Genomic DNA, 18,853 nt, shown 5'->3' with positions numbered 1-18,853 from the left:
CCTGACCAGGCAAGGTCAGGCGCAGGCGGATCGTTGCTTTGCCACCGTCCCTGGCGAACTGGCAAAATTGCCCCATGCCCGATTTCATTGCTACTCACGCCACCGATCTCCTGAGCTTTGCCCTCAGTGCCGCCGCGATTTATTTTTACCAGCTCTACTTGCGCTGGCGTACCCGCCGTGACCCGGCGTCCAGCGCGCAGGACGTCATGCTGGCGGCCCGTGAGGCCTGGGTGGCCAGCGTGATGCGCGAGCGGCGCGACATCCTGGCGGTGCAGACCCTGCGCAACTCCACCATGTCGGCCAGTTTCATGGCATCGACGGCCGTCCTGCTGATCATTGGTGTGCTGACGTTGAGCGCCCAAGGCGACAAGCTCTCCGGCACCTGGCACTCGCTCAATTTTCTGGGTCACGTCAGCGCCGAGATGTGGCTGTTCAAACTGCTGATGATGCTGTTTGACCTGCTTCTTGTATTTTTCGCCTTCTCGATGTCGGTACGACTGTTTCATCACATTGGCTATTCGATCAACGTGCCGCTGGACCGAGAGCTCGAACGCATTCAGATTGGCCATGTGGTGGCGCAAATGAACCGCGCAGGCGTCTTTTACCGCATTGGCATGCGGGCCTACTATTTCACGGTGCCGCTGCTGTTCTGGCTGTTTGGTCCGCTGTTCCTGCTGGGCGCGACGGCGTTGCTCATCTTTTTCCTGTACCACCTGGACCGCGCGCCCCGCAGTGACGCAGACCTGATGGGCTAAGGCGATCGGGGCTGCACGGTCGTCAGCCCAAGCAGCTTCCAGCCCTGGATACCGCTGCGGTACCACTTGATCTTGTGAGCCGGGTAGCCCATGCCCAGCAATTGGCGAATACTGGTGGGAGACTGGCCGCACCAGGCGCCGTTGCAGTAGAGCACCAGCGTCCTGGCATCTGCAAAGTTCCAGAGCGGGCCGACGCGATAGGCGCCAAAAAGGTCTTCCACCGTCTCGGCAATTTTTTCGACCGAGGTGTGTTGCGGGTGCAGATGGGTCCAGCTCAGGCTGATGCTGCCCGGAATCATGCCGAAGCGCTGCAGCCATTCGGGCTCGCGTGAGTCGATCAGCAGCACGCTCTTGTCGCCGGTACTGAAGCGTTGGATGTAGTCCAGTACCTCCAGTTCGCCCAGCGTCTCAACCCCGGGGGCAATCACCACCGGCTGGATGCAGAAAGGGGGGCAGGCCCGAGAGGTCAGGGCCAGATCCGGATCGATCATGTTGAGGTTGTCCGGATTTCGCTCAACGCGGATGACACGACCCTCGTGTTTCACCTCCAGGTAGGGCAGCTCGGCCGTGATGCCCACGGGCTGGTCGGCGCCTATGGCGGGCAGCGCGCAGGCCAGCCAGAGCAGCGTCGTCAAGCCGAAGGTTATCGGGGGGCGGCAAGCAGGTCGTTTCAGGGGGTGCATGGTTGTGAGCTTCTGACACTTATATTTCCGCCGCCTCCACCAGGAACCGCACCCGGCGCACGCCGTTCCAGGCGTCGGCATCGAGCCGGAAGGCGAGTTTGACGCGTGCCGGCAGTGGCTCGGTGTGGCCAAACCAGATGCCATCCACCGGCTGGCCCTGGTGCTTGAGTTTGAGGGCGAGGTGCTTTTCACCGACCAGCCGTTGCGACACCACTTCCAGTTCTTCGCTGAAGGTCGGGGGGGCAAAGCCCTGCCCCCACACCTCCTTGTGCAACACATCGACCAGTTCGACCCGGCGGAACTCGGCTTTGAGCGGGCCATCGGTGTCGAGGCGGCGGGTGAGGGTGGCGGCGTCCAGCCACTCTTGCGCAACTTCGTTCAGCCCCTGCTCGAAAGCGTCAAAGTTTTCTTCGGCAATGGTGCAGCCTGCCGCCATGGCGTGGCCGCCAAAACGCAGCAGCACGCCGGGGTAGCGCTTGGCCACCAGGTCCAGCGCGTCGCGCAGGTGAAAGCCCGCAATCGAGCGACCAGAGCCTTTGAGTTCGTGTTCCTTGCCTGGCGCGGCGCTGGCGGCAAAGACGAACGTGGGGCGGTGCAGCTTGTCCTTGATGCGCGAGGCCACAATGCCGACCACGCCTTCGTGAAAATCGGGGTCGAAGACGCAGATGGCGGGTGGCGGTTCCTCCTCGTCGTCAAACAGGGATTCGGCAATGGCAAATGCCTGTTCGCGCATGGTGCCTTCAATTTCGCGCCGTTCCCGGTTGATGCCGTCCAGCGTCTTGGCCAACTCTGCCGCACGCGCTGCATCGTCGGTCAGCAGGCATTCAATGCCCAGCGTCATGTCGGACAGGCGCCCGGCCGCGTTGATGCGCGGGCCCAGTGCAAAGCCAAAGTCGAAGGTGGTGGCGACCGGTGCGCTGCGCCCGGAGGCTTCGAACAGGCTGGCCAGCCCGACCGGCATGGCGCCGGCGCGTACCCGTTTGAGCCCCTGCGCGACCAGGCGGCGGTTGTTCGCATCGAGCCTGACCACGTCGGCCACGGTGCCCAGCGCGACCAGCGGCAGCAAAGTGTCCAGCTTGGGCTGGGTCTGCGCGTCAAACACGCCGCGCTGGCGCAACTCGGCGCGCAGTGCCAGCAGGACATAAAACATCACGCCGACCCCGGCGATCGATTTGCTCGCGAACGTACAGTCCGGCTGGTTGGGGTTGACGATGACGTCGGCCTCGGGCAGCACGATCTGGCCATCGATGCTGGCGGGCAGGTGGTGATCCGTCACCAGAACCTGCAGGCCTAGCGCCCGGGCCGTGGCCACCCCGGCCAGGCTGGCGATGCCGTTGTCCACCGTGATCAGCACGTCGGCGCCGCTGTCCTTGACGCGCTGCGAGATCGGGGGCGTCAGGCCGTAGCCGTCCACCACCCGGTCCGGCACGATGTAGTCCACGTATTTGGCGCCCAGCATGCGCAGGCCGCGCAGGCCCACGGCACAGGCGGTGGCGCCGTCGCAGTCGTAGTCGGCCACGATGCAGAGTTTCTTGTTCGCGGCAATGGCGTCCGCCAACAGGCCGGCTGCGGCGCTGGTGCCCAGCATCTCGCCCGGTGGAATGAGGCGTGCCAGGCCGTCGTCCAGCTCCTGTGTGCCCTGCACGCCGCGCGCCGCATAGAGCTGGGCCAGCAGGGGATGAATGCCGGCCTGTTCCAGGGCCCACTGGGCGCGCGGCGGGATGTCTCTAGCTATTATTTTCATAGCGTCTCAAGCAGTATTGACGGGGGCTGGGTGCCAAAAAGGTTCATAAATCGTCTGTAAAATGTTTGTGGCTGGGCGTCAAAGGTCTGCGCGTTGCGTTCACCGCAGAGTGTGAGTTGGTGGCCGCTGCCGCCCTGATCCAGCGCACGGAGCAGCGCCAGGCAATCGGTGGCGTCCAGTGCTTGCCAGGCTTGCACCCATGCGGCCCAGTCTTCATTGAGCGCCGCTTCCCGCAGGTGGGTGACCACGACCGGCTGCGGCTCAGCGGGTTCAGGCATTGGATGGGGCAGGGCGCCAGTGCCACTCAGCCAGAACGAGTTGACGGGTGGCGCACCGCGCGCAGAACGCGCGTCATTCACCGGGTGGGTATAGAGCAGCATCTGCATTTCGTTTTGCAGCCGTCGCAAGCCGGCGGCACTGGCGCTGCGCGGCATCCAGTTCTCGACGTTGCGCCCCACGACGCGGTCCAGCGAGGCGGTGGCCAGACCGTCAAACAGGTCTCCGCGGGCGAGCCAGCGGGTGGGGTGGTCGTAGTGCAGGGCGATGCCGTCTTCTTCAAAATAGGGCTGCATGGCTGCCAGCAGGGTCTGCGACTCCTGCGTGGAGAAGTCTGGCAGCTCCAGCCCGCTCATGGCGATGTGGTTCGTGCCCACTTGCCAGTGGCAGGGCGTGATGAAGCCCCAGGCGCCGTCAGCCGGTTGGCTCTTCAATGCCTGTAGCGCCGCCCAGGGGAGCAGTCCGTCTTGCACTGGCAGGCCCAGAGTACGGGCCAAGGCGCGCTCATGCGGTGGAGACAGACTGAACTCATCGCCCTTGTCCAGCGGCAGGGGCGTGAGGCGGGCCAGCAGCTTCGCCAGGTGGGGCAGTTTGAGTGTGGGCAGGGCCGCGGCGCAGCCTTCAGAGCTGCAAAACGCGAACGGAATCAGGAGGTGCATGCTGCGATTGTCCGGGAAATGTCTGGGTCAAGGGGCGGGGCACTGCGGCGCCGGAGTGCAAGATGCCACAATGGCGCCTGTTTCCAACCCTGGCGGTCGATGCAAATTCCCTACGAACTCATCCTTGGCTGGCGGTACACCCGCGCCGGCCGCGCCACCCGGCGCAACGGCTTCATTTCCTTCATCTCGGGCGTTTCCATGCTGGGCATTGCCTTGGGCGTCGCGGCACTCATCATCGTGCTGAGCGTGATGAACGGTTTTCAGAAAGAGGTGCGCGACCGCATGCTGGGCGTGGTGTCGCACATCGAGATTTTTGCCCCCAATGGCGCCGCCTTGCCTGACGTGGCGCGCACGCTGGCCGAAGTGCGTGCCAATTCCCAGGTGGTGGGTGCTGCGCCTTTCATCGCAACCCAGGCTTTGTTGGCGAGGGGTGAGGACATGAAAGGCACGATGGTTCGGGGCATTGATCCCGCCAGCGAACCCGATGTGACCGACCTGGCCATCGAACTCAAGAACACCAGCCTGATGCGCCTGATTCCAGGTGACTTCGGCGTGGTGCTGGGTGGCGAACTGGCCCGCAGTCTGGGCGTGGGTGAAGGCGACAAGGTCACGCTGGTCGCGCCCAGCGGCCAGGTCACGCCCGCCGGGGTGGTGCCGCGGCTCAAGCAGATGACGGTGATGGGCACTTTTGACTCGGGACATTTTGAATACGACTCGGCATTGGTGCTGATGCACATGGATGATGCGGCCCGCATTTTCCGGCTGGAGGGCCCCACCGGTGTGCGGCTCAAGCTGAAGGACCTGCACCAGGCACCTGATGTCGCAGCCCAGCTGGCGCGGACTTTGACGGGCGAGTTGCTGATACGCGACTGGACGCGCCAGAACCGCACCTGGTTTGCTGCCGTGCAGGTTGAAAAAAGGATGATGTTCATCATCCTGACCCTGATCGTGGCCGTGGCGGCCTTCAACCTGGTCAGCACGCTGGTGATGACCGTAACCGACAAGCGCGCCGACATTGCGATCCTGCGCACCCTGGGTGCCAGCCCCCAGAGCATCATGGGTATTTTTGTGGTGCAGGGTGCCATGGTGGGCGTGATCGGCACGTTCGCCGGTCTGGCCCTGGGCCTGGCGGTGGCTTTCAACATTGATGTCATCGTGCCCGCGCTGGAACAGCTGTTCCATGCCAGCTTCTTGCCCAAAGACATCTACCTCATCAGCCGGATGCCCAGCGATCCGCAGCAAGCCGACATCATGCCCATTGCCATCATTTCGCTGGTCCTGGCCTTTCTGGCCACCCTCTACCCCAGCTGGCGCGCCAGCCGGGTGAACCCGGCGGAGGCCCTGCGTTATGAGTGATCTGATCGCCACGCCCATTCCACCGGCCCTGGCCGCTGCGCAGTACCGGCAGGTGGCCGGTTGGCATGACCCGTTGCCGCCGCTTGCCTCTGGCGAAGTGGTGTTGAGCGCCCGTGGCCTGACCAAGCGATTCACCGAGGGCCGCCTCGATGTGACGGTGCTGCAAGGGGTCGATCTGGATGTTCGCGCCGGCGAGACGCTGGCCATTGTCGGCGCGTCCGGCTCGGGCAAGAGCACGCTGCTGCACCTGCTGGGCGGCCTGGACGCGCCCACCAGTGGTGAGGTCTACCTGAATGGGCAGGACCTGGCGCACCAGAGCGCCGCTGCGCAGGGGCGCCTGCGCAACCAGTACCTCGGTTTTGTCTACCAGTTCCACCACCTGCTGCCCGAATTCAGCGCCCTCGACAACGTCGCCATGCCTTTGCGAATTCGGCGCCTGGCACCCGCGGAATGTGCGCAGGCCGCTACTGAAATGCTGGCAAGGGTCGGCCTGCAAGACAGGCTGCACCATCGCCCGGCCGAACTGTCCGGCGGTGAGCGTCAGCGCGTCGCGATTGCCCGCGCCCTGGTGACGAAACCGGCCTGCGTACTCGCTGATGAACCCACGGGCAATCTGGACCGCAGCACCGCCAATGGTGTGTTTGAGTTGATGCTGGAACTGGCGCGCACCCAGGGCACGGCATTCATTCTGGTCAGCCATGATGAGAGCCTTGCTGCGCGTTGCCAGCGGCGATTGCAGCTGGTGGCAGGGCGCCTTACAGAATCCGGTTGAACCAGAGCAGTGACAGGCCCGCGGATGCGATGGCCAGCACGGCGGCGACGAGCGCCAGCAAAGCCGAGATTTCTGTTTCCTTTTTTTCCACCGTCAGACGAGCGCTGAGTTTTTCATAGACCTTCTTCAGCGATTCGGCACTGCCGGCATAGAAGTACTCTGCCTGCGTTGTGGTGGCGATGCGCTTGAGCGTCTCCTCGTCCAGGCGCACGCGCATGGACCAGCCTTCGAACCCGATGGTTTCACCGTCCACGGTGCCAATGCCCACGGTGTACACGCGCACCCCCCGGTCAGCCGCCAGCCTGGCGGCTTCGAGCGAATCAACGCCCGTGGTGCGCTGCCCATCTGTTAGCAAAATGATAGCAGCGGAGCCATAAGATCCGGGGGCTACAGGCACAAATTCCTTGGACGATTCTTTGGGTGCCTGGTCGATGGCGATGCCGCGCGCACGCTCACGCTCGCTACCCATGGTATTGAGGTCGATGCCGGCATCCGGAAAGATCGTGGCCAGCGACATCACGATGCCATTGCCGATGGCCGTGCCGCGCTGCAACTGGAAGCGGTCGATCGCCGAAACCAGATCCTCTCGGTTGACGGTTGGCACCTGCACCACTTGGGCCGACCCGGCAAACGCCACAATGCCGACCCGAATCTGGCGCGGCAACTGGGCCAGAAATGCCTTGGCCGCATTTTGCGCCGCGACCAGGCGGTTGGGCTGCACATCGGTGGCACGCATGCTGCCCGATACGTCCATGGCCAGCATGATGGTCTCCTGCGTCATGGGCAGGGTGACCACGGCATACGGCCGCGCTGCTGCCAGCAACATGGCCGCCAGCGCCAGGAGAAACAGCACGGGCGGAACGTGGCGCCGCAGGCCACGGCCGGGTCCCAGTGCTTCCTTGACGATCGACAGGCTGGCATAGCGCAGCGCGAGCTTTTTCTTGCGTCGCAGCAGCCAGACATAGACGGCCACCAGCAGTGGCAAGGCCAGCAACAGCCACAGGAATTGGGGCCAGAGAAAAGTCATCGGGAAGTTCGTCGCAAGTGTCATGAAAGCATCACCTCTGGCGTTTGTGCGCCCGTCGGCTCAGGCCACCACCTTGAGGTGGGCGGGCAGCTTGCTGCGGCGCTTGCGCAGGTCCGTGAAACGCACGATGGTGTTCACCAGGTCGCCGTCGGTGGACAGCTCCAGCGTGTCCACGCCGGCCCGCGCCAGCGATTGGCGCAGTTGCGCCTCCCGCTGTGTCGCCAGACGTGCGAAACGCTGGCGAAACTCGGCGTCGGCCGTGTCGACCAACAGCTGCTCGCCGGTCTCGGCGTCGCGCATCGGGATCAACCCCAGATCAGGCAGCTCAAGCGCCATCGGATCGAGCAGGCGCACCGCCACCACTTCATGGCGGCGCGCCAGCTGGGCCAGGGGTTTTTCCCAGCCCGGCTCACTGATGAAATCCGACACCACAAAAATCGACGAACGCCGGCGCACCGCCATGGCGGCGGACTGCAGCAGCTCGTGCAGCTTGGTGCTGCCGGTTTGCGTTGGCACGGGCCGGGTCTGCAGGGCATGCAACAGGTGCAGCACATGCAGGCGGCCGGCGCGGGCCGGCAAGACCGTGTCCACGCCAACGCCATACAGCAGTGCGCCCACCCGGTTGCCCTGGCGCGTGAGCAGCCGGGCCAGCACCGCCACAAATTCGGCCGAGACCTGGCTCATGCGCTGGGCACCCGAGCCGAAGTCAACCGAGGGGCTCAGGTCCAGCAGGAACCAGGCCGCCATCTCGCGGTCTTCGGTGAACACGCGCACATGGGGCACGTTCTGCCGCGCGGTCACATTCCAGTCGATGTGGCGCACATCATCATGGTGCTGGTACTCGCGCAGGTCGGCCAGGTCCATGCCGGTGCCGCGCAGCAGCGTGCGGTAGTCGCCTTGCAGCAGGCCGTCAAGACGGCGAATGACGGTCCACTCCAGACGGCGCAGCACCTGTTCTGCGGTCGGGTCTGCAGCAGCCACCGCGGCCTGGGCGGGCGCGGCGTGGCGCGTGCGTCTGAAGATGTTCAACATGGTCGTGCTGCCCGCGAATCAGAAGCTTGGCGGCTCAGGCTGCGAGCCGGTCGTGTTCCAGCGGCCGGGGAGGTGCGGGCACCTTGGCCATGATGCGGGCGGTGATGGCGTCTGCCGTCATCCCCTCGGACAGCGCCTCGTACGAGAGCACCAGCCGGTGGCGCAGCACGTCGGGCACCAGATCGCTCATGTCTTCGGGCAGCACGTAGGTGCGTCCGCGCAGCATGGCCAGCGCCCGGGCGCCTTCCACCAGGTTGATGGTCGCGCGCGGGCTGGCGCCAAAAGTGAGGAAGCGCGACAGATCTTTCAGGCCGTGCTGGTCGGGCGTGCGGGTGGCTGCAACCAGGCGCACCGCGTGCTGGATCAGCGAGGGGTCTGCATACACTCTCCGGCACTCCTGCTGCAACGCGGCCAGTTGCTGCGTCGTGGCCACGGCGGCGACTGCGACGGGCGGACCGGTGACACGCTGCACGATGACGAATTCTTCCGCCTCGGTCGGGTAGTCCACCAGCACTTTCATCATGAACCGGTCTACCTGGGCCTCGGGCAATGGGTAGGTGCCCTCGGTTTCGATCGGGTTTTGCGTTGCCATCACCAGGAAGGGCTCGGGCACCCGGTGGGTTTCGCCGGCAATCGTGACCTGGCGCTCCTGCATCACCTCCAGCAGGGCACTTTGCACCTTGGCCGGCGCGCGGTTGATCTCGTCGGCCAGCAGGAGGTTGGTGAAGACCGGGCCCAGCGAGGTACTGAACTCGCCGGTTTTCTGGTTATAGATGCGGGTGCCGACCAGATCGGCGGGCACCAGGTCGGGCGTGAACTGGATGCGCTTGAAGTGGCCGTGCACGGTGCTGGCCAGGGTCTTGATCGTCAGTGTTTTGGCTAGGCCGGGTACGCCCTCGACCAGCAAGTGGCCCTGCGCCAGCATGGCCACCATCACCCGCTCCAGGAAGCGGTCCTGACCGACAACGACGCGTTTGACCTCGTACAGGATTTGCTCCATCAACTGGGCCGTGTCGGCGTTTGGGGAAGTAGCTTCAGTCATATGCAGTTTCCTGTTCTGGCGGTTCGCTGTTGCTGTGGGATGGCTGGCTCAGAAGGGCGGCATGCCGGCCGCCACGGCGGCGTTTTCGATCGGCACCGCAAAGCCGATGCCAATAAAGGTGCGCTGTTTTGATGGATTGAGGATGGCGGTCACGATGCCCACCAACTCGCCGTCCATGGTGACCAGGGGCCCGCCCGAGTTGCCGGGGTTGGCCGCTGCATCAAACTGGATCAGGTTGCCGATCTCATGCTGGCCCTCGGGCGAGCGAAACGTCCGCTTGAGGCCCGACACCACGCCGGCCGAGGCGGATGGTCCGATGCCAAACGGGAAACCGACGGTCAGCACTTCGTCGCCGGGCTGCAGGTCGGCGGTCGAGCGCATGGTGGCAGCCACCAGGTCGTCCGGGATCTTGTGCGCCTGCAGCACCGCCAGGTCGTTCTCAGGCTGGACGCCGATGACCGAAGCAGACGATTCCAGTCCATCGAAAAACACCAGCTTGATGGTCTGGGCTCCGTGGACGACATGCAGGTTGGTGAGGATCACGCCCTTGTCCACGATCACCACGCCGGTGCCAACGCCGTGCTCGAGGTCCTCCTTGCCATCCTTGCTTTTGACGAACCCCATCACGCGCACCACTGACGGCCGGATGACCTCATAAGCGCGGGATGCCGCCGATGGCAGGACCGTGGTCTCCAGCGTCTTGAGCACCGCGGCATTGACGTCTTTTTGCGTGAGCTGGCGTGGCCTTTGGTGCAGCCCGACAGCGATGCTGACGAGGAGTGCGAGCGCCAGCAACACAATGGCCGACCAGAGCCAGCGCGGGTCGGTGAAATCGAGTTGTTTCAGGGCGGCCGGCAAAGGCCTGCGAGCTGGCGCAGGCGGCTCTGGCAGCGCCTCAGGCGCGCCGGGCGCCGCAGAGGCCTTGCTGGAACTGCTGTAAAGGGCTTGCTTGCGCATCCGTTCACCTGTTGCCTTGTCCGTAACGACATTTGAAACGCCGGCTGAACGGTAGCACGCTTCATTGATTTGTGCACGAGCCAGGCGCAACGCCGGGGCGGGGTGTGTGTGATCAGCTTGTTGCGCCGGACTCTGCCGCACGGCGCAGCAGCGTCAGGGTCTACAGGGCCGAGGCCATCATCAAAATCAGGCGCGCCGTATTGAGGAAGCGTGTGGCGCCCTCGCGCATGCCGGCGTACATCATCGCCGTGAGCGGCGTATCTGAGCCCCCCAGCATCAGCGCGATGTTGAAGTCCTCGAACGACATCAAGAACGAGATGGCCGCGGCGCCAATCGGGGCGGGAACTTCCGCCTCTCGAATATGACGAAACGGCGCTCGGCAACGTGACCCAGGGTGCGATACTTGGCCTGAGATAGTTGAATTTTCCAGCAGTTCTGCGGGACTCCCCGATTCCTTACACGTACCTCATGACGCAAGACCTATTTCCCCAGCACTGGCTGACCAATACCCTGCTTGATGACGGCTTTATTGCCCAAAAGGCGGGCGAGTTACTGGCAAAGCCGCTGCCTTACGACCTGCAAGCCTGGCTGAAAGAGCATTTCGATGCCGTCACCCTAGCCGCCCGGAACGAGGCGCAACTGGAAGAAAAATTTATTGCCCCCTTGCTGGCTCAGTTAGGCTGGTCCAAAGCCTACCAGGTCGGCCTCACCGTACAGGGCAAATTTGCCAAGCCTGACTACTGTTTGGTGTTGCATTCAGAGCAAGAAAATGGGCTGATCGCCAGAAAAGACCACACCCTCATCACCGCCATTTGTGAATCCAAAGCCTGGGACAAAACGCTAGACACCGGCAAGGCTGATCGCAAAGATAACCCGCACCATCAGCTGCAGGACTACCTCAGCACGCTGCGGGTGCGCTTCGGCTTCTTGACCAATGGCCGCATTTGGCGGGTGTATGACACCGACAAAATCACCGCCAAAAAAACCTTCATCGAGTTCGATCTGCAGCGCCTGTGGGCCGTGGAGGACGCCGATAAAAAGGCGCAGGGTCTGGCCTTGTTTGCCTTTTTCTTTGGCCGCGACACCTATGTTCGCCCCAGCGAGGGCGCCCAGGTCAGCGCCATCGAGCAGGCCATTGCGGCGTCCGCCGACTTCACATTAGCGGTTGAGGAAAACCTCAAGGCCGTGATCTACGGTTACGCAGGGGAGGATTCGCTGTTCGAAATCATGGGCCGGGCGATCCAAAAAGCCAACCCCAAAGCCAGCCTCGCCAGCGTCTATGAAAACAGCGTGGTGCTGCTGTTTCGTCTGCTGTTCGTGGTGTACTTTGAGGACAAAAACTTTGCCCTGCTGAACCGGCACCCGTTCTACCAGCGCTACAGCCTGGCCCATATTTTTCAAACCCTGCGGCAAGCGTCGAATGGACAGTCCAGTGCACGCGACAAGCTCCACGACGGCGTGTACGCCCTCAAGCAACTGTTCGAGATGCTCGACGAGGGGGCGGAAGACATCGACATTCCCCTTTTCAACGGCGGCCTGTTCGACCCGGCGCGCGCCCCGCTGTTGCTCAAGCCCAAAATCTTTGACAACGCCGCGCTGCGCCAGTTGCTGGAAAAACTGCTCTTTAAGACGAACCGCGGCAACACCTTGTTCGAGACGCGGCGCGATTTCAAAAACATGAGCGTCACCCATCTGGGCCGCATCTACGAGGGCTTGCTGGAGTTTCGCTTTGAGCGCGCCACCGAGAACGCGGTTTACCTGGAATTTGAGAGCAGCGCTACCAAGGGCAAAACCGTCGAGGCCTACTTTGACGCCTACGACCAGGCCAACATCCGCAAAGAAAAAGGTTTTCGGGCCTGGCGTGAAGTCAGCGTTAAAAAAGGCGAGGTGTTCCTCAAGAGCGCCAGCAACTCACGCAAGACCACCGCCAGCTACTACACCGAACCGGTGTTGTCGCAGCCGCTGGTCAAAGCCAGCATCGACCACGCCATTGCAGCGGCGGCGGCCAGAGAAAACGGCAACGGTATAGCCAACGGCAAAACGTTCATGGACCTCAAAATCCTGGACAACGCCTGCGGCAGCGGCCATTTTCTGGTGGAGGCGCTGGGCTACCTGACCGATCTGGCGCTGGCGCGGCTGGACACCGATGCCGACCTGCAGCAACTGGTGGCGGAGGAAAGCGCCAAGATCACCGAGCAACTGCGCTTCTTGAACCTGGACTACGTGCCGGAGGACGCGCAAATTCTCAAGCGTGCCCTGCTCAAGCGCTGCATCTTTGGGGTGGACCTGAACCCGTTTGCCGTCGAGCTGGCGCGCCTGTCCTTGTGGATGGACAGCTTCATCTTTGGCACGCCGCTGTCGTTCATTGAGCACCATGTGCAGCACGGCAACTCCCTCATGGGGGCCAGCGTGCAGGACTTCATCCAGTACAACGCGGTGGAAGTCCAGCAAAACGACCTGTTCGTTGAGAACCTCGGCGCCCGTTTTGATGACCTGCGCACTGTGATGCATCAGCTGGATGCCATGCGCGACACCACCGCCGAAGAGGTGGAACAGTCCAAGGCGCTCTGGAAAAACGCCATTGCCCCCAAGCTCAATTTACTGTCCCGCGCCCTGAGCTTTATTTGCACCGGGCGCGCCATGCTGGCCGAGGGCGATGCCAAGGCCTGGGAGGCGTTGAAGAAAACGCCCGACATCATCAGCCAGTTGTTTGACGAAAGCCGGGCTAAAAGCACCGCCCTCAAACAGGTGGAAACCTATGCCGCCAAGTACCACTTTTTCCATTTTGAAGTGGCGTTCCCGGAGGCCTTTGCCGGGGGCAAAAAGGGTTTTGACATCATCGTCGGCAACCCGCCGTGGGACAAAACCAAGTTTTCGGATACCGACTTCTTTCCGCAGTACCACAGCAACTACCGCAGCCTGAAAAATTCCGAAAAAGCGGCGGTGCAACACAGGCTGCTGGAGAGTCCGCACATTGCGGCGGCCTACGCCATCGCCAAACGCGAGATGGAAGTCGCGGATGACTACTACACCGCGGCTTCGCCGCTCAACAAAGGCGCGGGCGACGGCAATTTGTTCCGCCTGTTTGTCGAGCGCAATTTGGGTTTGCTGGCCGCAGGCGGTAGCCTGAATTACGTGTTACCGAGTGCGCTGATGTTTGAAGAGGGTTCCACCGTCTTGCGCAAGCATATTTTTACGCACTGCCAGATGACATTTTTTTGGAGCTTTGAAAATAGGAACGGCATTTTCAAAGATGTTCACAGCAGCTACAAATTCGCACTGATGCAGCTGGTCAACCGCGCGCCTGTGTCAGTACATGACCAGGTGATCGACACCGCCTTTTATGTGCTCGATCCCGCCGAATTGCTGAACGCTGAACGCCATGTTCCCTATCCGTTGGAAACCCTCAAGGCCCTCTCGCCCGAGCATTGGGCGTTGATGGAGCTACGCGACCGCGCCGACTTGGTCATTCTGGAAAAGTGTTACGACGCCTTTGCTGCGCTCTCGCCGGAGTGGCTGGATTTCCGGCGTGAGTTGCACATGACGGATGACAAAGATCTTTTTCTTGAAAAAGAGGCCCCGGGCCTGTTGCCGCTGTTTGAAGGCAAGATGATCTGGCAATACAGCCATAAGTTCGATACAGCGCAGTATTGGCTTGACGCAAAAGCGTTTGACGAACGGCTGAAAAGCAAGGAGTTGCACCGCATGGCGCAAGACCTGGGTGTGCCCAAGTCTGAAGTCGCGCAGCACGCCAGCGCCGTGCGCTATGACCGCGAGTTCGTGCGCCTGGGATTTCGCACGGTTGCCAGCGATACAAACGAGCGCACCATAATTTTTGCGCTATTTCCCAAGCATTGCGGCTCCGGGAATTCGATGTTTGCCAATACGCCCAAAAACTATGTGCTCAATTCAGAAGGGCAGGTCAAGGTGCAAGCGGTGTCCCCGCTGCGCCTGCTGTTTGCCCTGGCGTGGTTCAACAGCGTGCCGGTGGACTGGATTGCCCGGCAGATGATTCAAATCAACGTTAATAAAACCTACCTCTACCGCTTGCCCCTGCCGCAGCCGACCGACGACGAAATTCGCGCCAACCCCGACTACGCCCAGCTCGCCAAAAACGCCTTGTTGCTGAGTCTGGTCGCCAGCTGGGACGACTTCGCCGAACTGGCCCCGCTGTTTGACGTGCAGCCGCAAGACCTGCCGCAAACCGCCAAAGCCCAAGATACGCTGCGCGCCCAAAACGACAAGGCAGTCGCCAGGCTCTACGGCATCACCGATGCCGAACTGGCCCATTTGCTGCGCAGCTTCAACGTGATGGGCGCTAAGCGCGCCGAGTATCTGACACTACTAAATTAATAGCTACTGACGCATATACAACGAGGGCTAGAGGCCTAAAACGTTTAAATTTTTGACGTTTGCTGGCGCAAGTTCATTGCATGACCTACTGGATCGACACCCATTGCCACCTGGATGCAGCAGAGTTTGGGCCTGACGCCCAGGCGGTGCGGGCCCGAGCAGCTACGAATAACGTAGCGCATTGCGTGCTGCCAGCGGTTGAGGTCGCCAACTTCGACGCAGTGCGTCAGCTGGCGCACGCAGGCAATGACAGCTACGCGCTGGGCATTCACCCCTTGTACGTCGCGAAGGCGCAGGACACGGATCTCGCGACGCTGGACGCATACCTGACGCGTTACCGTGATGACGCACGATTGGTGGCCGTTGGGGAAATTGGCCTGGACTATTTCGTACCGGAATTAACGACCAGCCCCCTGCGTGAGCGCCAGGAATACTTTTACCTGGAACAACTCAAGCTGGCGCGCCAGCATGGGTTGCCGGTGCTCCTGCATGGGCGCCGCGCAGCGGATCGGCTGCTCAAGGGCCTGCGCACCGTGGCTTGTGGCAGGGCGACCGGCACCGCGTGGCACGGCATTGCCCATGCCTTCAGCGGCAGCGCGCAGCAGGCGCAGGCGTTCATCGCGCTGGGCTTCAAGCTCGGCTTTGGCGGCGCCCTGACCTATGAGCGCGCCTTGCAGCTGCGCCGGCTGGCCGCCAGCCTGCCGCTGGACGCCATCGTGATGGAGACCGATGCGCCCGACATGCCGCCGCACTGGTTGTACAAAACGGCGGAGCAGCGCACGGCCGGCGAGCCGCAGGGGCGCAACGAGCCCGGCGAATTGCCCCGCATGGGGGCCGAACTGGCGGTCTTGCGCGGCATGACCCCCGGCGATTTGGCCCTGGCGACCACGCGCAACGCGCTCGCCGCCCTGCCGCGTTTGTGCACCCTGGTGCCGACGCCCGAATGATGAAGAATCTTGCCTTGAAGTCACTCGCTTTGAGATTACGCCGCCTGATCTGGCTATCTGGCGTGGTTTGTTGTGTCGGGCTCGGCAGTGTTGACGTGGTCCAGGCGCGGGAAGTACGGGTGGGCGTCTATCCCAACGAGCCCAAGATTTTCACCAACTCGGCAGGAAAGCCTGCGGGAATCCTGATTGATGTCCTGAATAGCATTGCGGCCAGGGAAGACTGGACGCTTGAGTATGTGCCGTGCACCTGGCAGGAGTGTCTGGATGCGCTGAAAGCCGGGAAGATCGACCTGATGCCCGATGTGGCCTATTCCGGGCCGCGTGATCAGGTTTTTGACTTTCACCAGGTGCCATCGCTGTATAGCTGGTCGCAGATTTACAGTCGTGCAGCGGTGCCGATGGCCTCCACGTTTGACCTCAATGGCAAGCGGATTGCAGTGCTCGGCGGCAGTATTCAGGAAGAGTTTTTTGGCGGGATGGTGGCTGGCTTCGGACTCAAGGTGGAAATGGTCCCGGCCAAGACCCTCAATGACGTGTTTGCACTGGTCTCGTCCGGCGAGGCCGACGCAGCCATCGCCAACAATCGCTTTGGTGATTTCAATGCGCCCCGCTACAAGCTGGTTGAAACACCCATCATGTTTCAGCCCTCCCGGCTGTTCTATGCCACCGCAGAGGGCCGCAACCCGGACTTGCTGACGGCGATTGACCGACAGCTGGCTGCGTGGCAGCAGGACCCGGAGTCCGAGTACTTCAAGATTCTGAAAAAATGGCGCGGTGAGGGCCCGACAACACTGGTGCCGCCTGGAGTCTGGCAGGCGCTGGGCGTGCTGTGCGCCCTGGTGGTGTTGCTGGTCATTGCAGCAGCCGTGCTGCGTTGGCAGGTCAAGGTGAAGGTGCGCCACCTTGTGGCGGCGCAAGCCAAGGTGCTTGAACGAACTGCTGAACTGGCCAGCGAACGCGATGTGGCACAACGATACCTGGACATTGCCGGCGTCATGCTGATGGCGCTTGACAGCAGTGGCAGGATCGCAATGATCAACAAGAAAGGGGCGCAACTTCTTGGCAAGCCAGAAGGCGAATTGCTTGGCGCGGACTGGTTCGCAGGCTTCCTGCCGAAAGACGAACAGAGTACGGTTCGCCAGGTGTTCAATGGACTGATGTCCGGCGAAGAGAAACTTCTGGAACGTTACGAGAACCGCATCGTTACTGCAAGTGGTGAGGAGCTGATCCTGGCCTGGAACAATACCCTGCTGCGAAATGAATCGGGCGCTGTAGTGGGAACACTTTCCTCAGCGGAGGACATTACCGAGCGCAAACAGGCGGAAGAAAAGATCAATGAGTTGGCCTTTTTTGATCCGCTGACGGGCCTGCCCAATCGGACTCTTCTGCTGGATCGCCTGCGACAGGCCGTGACCAGCAGTTCGCGTAACGGCAGTTATGGTGCGCTGCTGCTCATTGACCTCGATAGATTCAAAATGCTCAACGACACACTCGGTCGTGACATGGGGGACCTGCTGCTGAAGCAGGTCGCCCAGCGTCTGATCACCTGTGTTCGAACGGAAGATACCGTGGCACGACTGGGGGGTGATGAATTCGTGGTGATGCTGGCCAGCCTTGGCAGGAGCGAGCGGGATGCCGCTACCCAGGCCGAAGCCGTTGGCGAGAAAATTCTCGCCACGTTCAACCAAATCTATCCACTCAAGGATGTCGCGTACCGCATCACGCCGAGTGTCGGAGTGACCTTGTTCAGTGGCCAGCCGATTGAGATTGAGGTGCTGTTAAAACAGGCCGACCTCGCCATGTACAGATCAAAGGATGCGGGGCGCAATGCCTTGCGTTTCTTTGATCCGGACATGGAGACGGTGGTCGTAGAACGGGCCGCTCTGGAAAAGGATCTGCGCGAGGCGGTTCACGCGCAGCAGTTTTTGCTTCACTACCAGGCTCAGGTCGTAGGTGATAGCCGTCTGACGGGAGCCGAAGTCCTGCTGCGCTGGCAGCATCCCCAGCGCGGCATGGTGTCGCCGGCCGACTTCATTCCCCTGGCCGAAGAAACCGGACTGATTTTGCCTTTGGGCCACTGGGTACTGGAAACCGCCTGCACTCAATTGGCTGTATGGGCCACCCAACCCGAGATGGCCCATCTCACCGTTGCGGTGAATGTCAGCGCCCACCAGTTCCGACAAGCCGACTTTGTGGAGCTGGTGCTAACGGTACTCCACAAGACCGGTGCGAACCCGCAGCGGCTGAAGCTGGAGCTCACCGAGAGCCTGCTGGTCTCGAACGTTGAGGAAATTATCGAGAAAATGTTTGCGCTGAAGGCCAAGGGCGTGGGCTTTTCTCTCGATGACTTTGGCACTGGCTATTCCTCGCTGTCGTACCTGAAGCGCCTGCCGCTGGATCAGTTGAAGATTGACCAGTCTTTTGTGCGCGACGTGCTTAGCGATCCGAATGATGCCGCCATTGCCAAAACCATCATTGCGCTCGCCCAGAGCCTTGGTTTAGGGGTCATTGCAGAAGGCGTTGAAAGCGCAGCGCAACGGGACTTCCTGGCCAGTTCCGGCTGCCATGCGTATCAGGGCTATTTCTTCAGCCGACCGCTGCCGATAGAGGGCTTTGAGGCGTTTGCGCAGCGGGTTTGATCCCGGCTGGGAGTATTGTTGAGTTGTCTACCTAATCCAGATGCAGAACAACAAACAAAACGACGGGACCCCACCGCAACGCTTGACTGGCTTGCCGCCCATTGTCTCGGAGAACACGCGGCTGCTGATATTGGGCAGCTTTCCCAGCGTGGCGTCGCTGGCGCGCCAGCAGTACTATGCCCATCCGCAGAACCATTTCTGGCGAATACTTAAAGCCATTTGGCCCTCTAGCCATCTCGATATAAGCCTGGATAGCTATGAAAAACGTAGCAAATGGTTGCTCGACCGGGGGCTGGGTGTATGGGATGTCTACGCCTCCTGCGAGCGCACCGGCAGTCTGGACACGGCTATCCGCAACGCAGAAGTCAACGATTTCGCCAGCCTCGCGCGTCGCTGTCCGCAGCTCAGGGCAATAGCCCATAACGGCGGCGAGAGCTTTCGCCATGCCAAGTACACGGCCACACTGGGTTTGCCGGTGTACAGACTTCCATCCACCAGTCCGGCGAATGCCAGCTGGAGTTTCGAGCGCAAGCTGGCCGCCTGGCGTGAGGTGGTCGCCGCTGCCGGCTTGCTGTAAACGATTCAGACTGGCGTTTGGGGATAATGCCCTC

At 61.8% G+C, this 18,853-nt stretch carries 15 protein-coding genes; 7 read left to right on the top strand and 8 right to left on the bottom strand.

All coding sequences use genetic code 11. From position 1 onward, the window contains the following. The first annotated feature begins 74 nt into the window (after positions 1-74). Positions 75-755: a DUF599 domain-containing protein gene (locus tag Q7T10_RS07020; protein ID WP_304747132.1), complete on the top strand. Its 681-nt coding sequence runs from the start codon at positions 75-77 to the stop codon at positions 753-755. Here the strand turns inward: Q7T10_RS07020 and Q7T10_RS07015 are convergent. The 3 genes from Q7T10_RS07015 to Q7T10_RS07005 all read right to left on the bottom strand — a co-directional run bounded on the left by Q7T10_RS07015 (position 752) and on the right by Q7T10_RS07005 (position 4,117). Then, entirely contained in the window at positions 752-1,390 is a 639-nt protein-coding gene (locus Q7T10_RS07015) for a rhodanese-like domain-containing protein (protein ID WP_304747131.1), read from the bottom strand. The genes Q7T10_RS07020 and Q7T10_RS07015 overlap by 4 nt on opposite strands. Before the next feature lie 67 nt (positions 1,391-1,457). After that, positions 1,458-3,182 carry a single-stranded-DNA-specific exonuclease RecJ gene (recJ, locus tag Q7T10_RS07010; protein ID WP_304747130.1) on the bottom strand — a complete coding sequence of 575 codons (1,725 nt, stop codon included), beginning with the start codon at positions 3,180-3,182 and terminating at the stop codon, positions 1,458-1,460. Then, positions 3,179-4,117, bottom strand: coding sequence for a phosphoglycerate mutase (locus Q7T10_RS07005; protein ID WP_304747128.1), 939 nt, complete (start codon positions 4,115-4,117; stop codon positions 3,179-3,181). Before Q7T10_RS07005 ends, recJ begins: the two co-directional genes overlap by 4 nt. 99 nt (positions 4,118-4,216) lie before the next feature. On the opposite strand from Q7T10_RS07005, the gene Q7T10_RS07000 reads away from it, so the two are divergent. Then, complete coding sequence (locus Q7T10_RS07000) at positions 4,217-5,473, top strand: lipoprotein-releasing ABC transporter permease subunit (RefSeq protein WP_304747127.1); 1,257 nt, start codon at positions 4,217-4,219, stop codon at positions 5,471-5,473. Further along, complete coding sequence (gene lolD / locus Q7T10_RS06995) at positions 5,466-6,245, top strand: lipoprotein-releasing ABC transporter ATP-binding protein LolD (RefSeq protein ID WP_370653740.1); 780 nt, start codon at positions 5,466-5,468, stop codon at positions 6,243-6,245. Before Q7T10_RS07000 ends, lolD begins: the two co-directional genes overlap by 8 nt. Here lolD and Q7T10_RS06990 read toward each other — a convergent pair. From Q7T10_RS06990 to Q7T10_RS06970, 5 genes are all read right to left on the bottom strand, one after another. After that, positions 6,229-7,272 (bottom strand): VWA domain-containing protein, encoded by a 1,044-nt coding sequence (locus tag Q7T10_RS06990; RefSeq protein WP_304747162.1) that lies wholly within the window; start codon positions 7,270-7,272, stop codon positions 6,229-6,231. The two genes, lolD and Q7T10_RS06990, sit on opposite strands and share 17 nt — an antisense overlap. Positions 7,273-7,332: 60 nt before the next feature. After that, a complete protein-coding gene (locus Q7T10_RS06985) occupies positions 7,333-8,304 on the bottom strand; it encodes a DUF58 domain-containing protein (RefSeq protein WP_304747126.1) in 972 nt (323 codons plus the stop codon). 34 nt (positions 8,305-8,338) lie between these two features. Then, positions 8,339-9,346, bottom strand: a complete 1,008-nt coding sequence (locus Q7T10_RS06980) for a MoxR family ATPase (protein WP_304747124.1) — start codon at positions 9,344-9,346, stop codon at positions 8,339-8,341. 48 nt (positions 9,347-9,394) lie between these two features. Further along, a complete protein-coding gene (locus tag Q7T10_RS06975; RefSeq protein ID WP_304747123.1) occupies positions 9,395-10,303 on the bottom strand; it encodes a S1C family serine protease in 909 nt (302 codons plus the stop codon). Between the two features lie 160 nt (positions 10,304-10,463). Continuing rightward, positions 10,464-10,610, bottom strand: coding sequence for a hypothetical protein (locus Q7T10_RS06970; RefSeq protein ID WP_304747122.1), 147 nt, complete (start codon positions 10,608-10,610; stop codon positions 10,464-10,466). Positions 10,611-10,771: 161 nt separating this feature from the next. Between Q7T10_RS06970 and Q7T10_RS06965 the strand changes: the two genes are divergently transcribed. From Q7T10_RS06965 to Q7T10_RS06950, 4 genes are all read left to right on the top strand, one after another. Further along, positions 10,772-14,656 (top strand): DNA methyltransferase, encoded by a 3,885-nt coding sequence (locus Q7T10_RS06965; RefSeq protein WP_304747121.1) that lies wholly within the window; start codon positions 10,772-10,774, stop codon positions 14,654-14,656. Positions 14,657-14,736: 80 nt separating this feature from the next. Then, entirely contained in the window at positions 14,737-15,603 is an 867-nt protein-coding gene (locus Q7T10_RS06960) for a TatD family hydrolase (protein WP_304747119.1), read from the top strand. Next, the gene (locus Q7T10_RS06955) at positions 15,603-18,242 is read left to right on the top strand and encodes an EAL domain-containing protein (RefSeq protein ID WP_304747118.1); all 2,640 of its coding nucleotides are present in this window, start codon (positions 15,603-15,605) and stop codon (positions 18,240-18,242) included. The genes Q7T10_RS06960 and Q7T10_RS06955 overlap by 1 nt, the downstream gene beginning before the upstream one ends. Positions 18,243-18,282: 40 nt before the next feature. Beyond that, positions 18,283-18,819 carry a DNA-deoxyinosine glycosylase gene (locus tag Q7T10_RS06950; RefSeq protein WP_304747117.1) on the top strand — a complete coding sequence of 179 codons (537 nt, stop codon included), beginning with the start codon at positions 18,283-18,285 and terminating at the stop codon, positions 18,817-18,819. The last annotated feature ends 34 nt before the right edge of the window (positions 18,820-18,853 follow it).

It is taken from the genome of Rhodoferax sp., from assembly GCF_030646845.1.
Lineage (GTDB): Bacteria > Pseudomonadota > Gammaproteobacteria > Burkholderiales > Burkholderiaceae_C > Rhodoferax.
Note: the sequence above shows the minus strand (reverse complement) of the source record. Positions and strands in the feature narration are given on the sequence as shown.